Source organism: Sphingobacterium sp. JB170, from assembly GCF_900163865.1.
Taxonomy (GTDB): domain Bacteria; phylum Bacteroidota; class Bacteroidia; order Sphingobacteriales; family Sphingobacteriaceae; genus Sphingobacterium.
The window spans coordinates 1-2,513 of the sequence record NZ_FUKU01000063.1 but is presented as its reverse complement, the minus strand read 5'-3'; the positions used below and the strand labels follow the sequence as shown (position 1 = coordinate 2,513).

General features: G+C 41.9%; 3 protein-coding genes. All 3 read left to right on the top strand.

What is annotated here, in order from left to right; genetic code table 11:
- The first annotated feature begins 73 nt into the window (after positions 1-73).
- The 3 genes from FM107_RS16690 to FM107_RS16680 all read left to right on the top strand — a co-directional run bounded on the left by FM107_RS16690 (position 74) and on the right by FM107_RS16680 (position 2,442).
- Entirely contained in the window at positions 74-433 is a 360-nt protein-coding gene (locus FM107_RS16690; RefSeq protein ID WP_086949628.1) for a hypothetical protein, read from the top strand.
- Positions 430-792: an IS66 family insertion sequence element accessory protein TnpB gene (gene tnpB / locus FM107_RS16685; protein ID WP_086949627.1), complete on the top strand. Its 363-nt coding sequence runs from the start codon at positions 430-432 to the stop codon at positions 790-792. Before FM107_RS16690 ends, tnpB begins: the two co-directional genes overlap by 4 nt.
- A gap of 75 nt (positions 793-867) precedes the next feature.
- Positions 868-2,442, top strand: coding sequence for an IS66 family transposase (locus FM107_RS16680; RefSeq protein WP_086949626.1), 1,575 nt, complete (start codon positions 868-870; stop codon positions 2,440-2,442).
- Positions 2,443-2,513 lie beyond the last annotated feature (71 nt).

The window sequence follows — 2,513 nt, the reverse complement described above, 5'->3', positions numbered from 1 at the left end:
GTAAGCCCTCATTACGGTGCATCTTGACGTAGATTATTCAATTTTGCAAATTGCATTCATAAAATTCAACATTATGGAATACACAGAAAGCAATAAATCCGTCAAGAAATCGTCGGATTGGAAGCCAGAAGAAATTCTAGGTTTTCTGCAGGAGTTCGATGCCTGTAAAAGTGAAATTGGATTAACGAAGTTCTGCCAAGATCGTCAACTATCCCCCACCACCTTCCGCTCTTGGATAAAAAAGCGCCGCAATGGTGGTCTTCCAAGTAAAGGAAAATTCATCGAACTTCCATTAGCAGTGCAGCCGGAGGTTCCCTCCGTTTCGGAAGGGTTATTTGCCAGCATATGCATTAACGGCATCGAGGTAAAACTTCACCAGTATGTAGGCCCTGATTACCTTCACGTGTTGTTAAATAAAACTAGTGCACAATGATCCCCGCTCATAAAAAATATTTCGTTTATCCATGGTGTGTGGATGGTCGGAAAAGCTTTAACGGACTTGCAGGCATTGTACGTACTGAGCTGGGAAACGATCCGGCCAACGGGGATGTATTCGTTTTTCTCAGCAAAACACGTCAAAGCATCAAGTTGTTATTCTGGGAGCATGGAGGCTTTGTGATTTATTACAAAAAGATGGATCGAGGGAATTTTGAGGCGCCACCTCTTCGCGCGGATGGCAAGGGTAGCTACATCAGTGAAATTCAACTCTTGCAGGTACTTCGTGGAGTGGAATTTCATCCGGAAAAGTTGGCTAAAAAACGACAAAGAGAGGTGCTTACTTTGGAGCAATAAAGGGAGGAAATAGCCATAAAAAAGCTTGCATAAACCGGGAGTTTTCCGTATTTTTAAGGTAGTAAAACAAATGAAATGCAGGAGACAGAAGCGCTAGATTATAAGGAATTGTATCTTCAATCCAAGCAAGATAATACCCTGCTTATGGAGAAGGTTGAGCAATTGCTTCTGTCTCAAGAAAAGCTTCAACATCGCCTCGATCAAGTGCTGAAAATAGCCTTTGGAAGCAAAAGTGAACGCTATCTTGGAAAAGAACAAATCCCTACTCAACTCCGCCTTGAATTAGAAGAAGAGGCTTTGGTGGAGGTGCCTGTAGTTGAAAGGAGCAAATCCGTTGCAACAAAACCAAAGGAAACCGCTCAAGTCAAGAAAAAACATTTTGTTATTCCAGAAAGCCTAGTCGATGAGATTCAAGAAATTCATCCGGAGAGTATACCTGAAGGTAGTAAATGTATCGGCAGTGAAGTGTCCTACCGCCTGAAAGGTAACCCGACACAACTAAGTGCAAAGAAGATCATACGTTACAAATACTTACTACCAACACCTGAAGGAGATCCTGGATTGCAAAACACGATTATCATTGCACCACTTCCTCAGGGCGTGCTTAAAAACTCCATGGCAGATGCTTCTTTGTTAGCTACGCTTGTAGTAGAGAAATATTGTGATCATCTTCCGATCCACCGGCAAATGACTCGCTTTGATCGCGCGGGCATCAAACTGGCTCATTCTACGCTGTTGGATTGGACTTCCAAAACCTGCAACTTACTACAACCTTTATATGAGTCGCTTAAAAAACTGATTCTTCAAAGCAATTACTTAATGATGGACGAAACCACCATGAAGGTAATGGATAAAAACAAAAAAGGAACCACGCATAAAGGGTATTATTGGGCAATGCAGGCCCCGCCACTTGATCTTATGCTCTTCGAATATCACCCCGGCAGAGGCAAAGAAATACCCAAATCTATGATCGAGGATTTCAGAGGATATTTTCAATCGGATGGTTACGCATCCTACGAATCGCTGGGGCAAAATAAAGATATAACGCTCCTGTGTTGCGCTGCGCATGCTCGTCGGTATTTCCTAGAAGCGGAAAAAAATGACCCCGAGCGATCCAAATATGCTATGGATATCTTTAGCCAGCTATATGATATCGAGCGGAATATAAAAAACAAGACTCCCGATGAACGACTAAAAATTAGGCAGAAAGAAGCTGTCCCTATATGGGCGGACTTTGGAAAATGGTTGCAAGAAAATGAACCTTTACTAAATGAACAGAGTGCTATCCATAAAGCCTTTGCGTATACCATGAAGCGTTTTAAACGACTCGCCGTTTACATGGAGGACCCTATGTTAAGTAATGACAACAATCCTATTGAATCAAGCATTAGACCGATAGCTCTGGGTCGTCGTAATTTTATGTTTTCTGGATCGCATGAAGGAGCGCAAAGAAGTGCCATGTTCTATTCGTTTATGGGTACTTGTAAACTTCATGATGTTAACCCGCTGGAATGGTTGACCGATGTCCTAGAAAAAATAAATACCCATCCAATTGAGCAGGTTCATGAACTTTTGCCCCATCTCTGGAAAAAAAGCAATCAAACAGATCGTACTGAAGAACTAGAAAATTCTGCTCAAATCACAGCATAAACATCTTTTAAATCATTCCAAAGACCCTTTCTTGGAAAAAGGACTACATGTGCTGTATTGACAGCTTACAA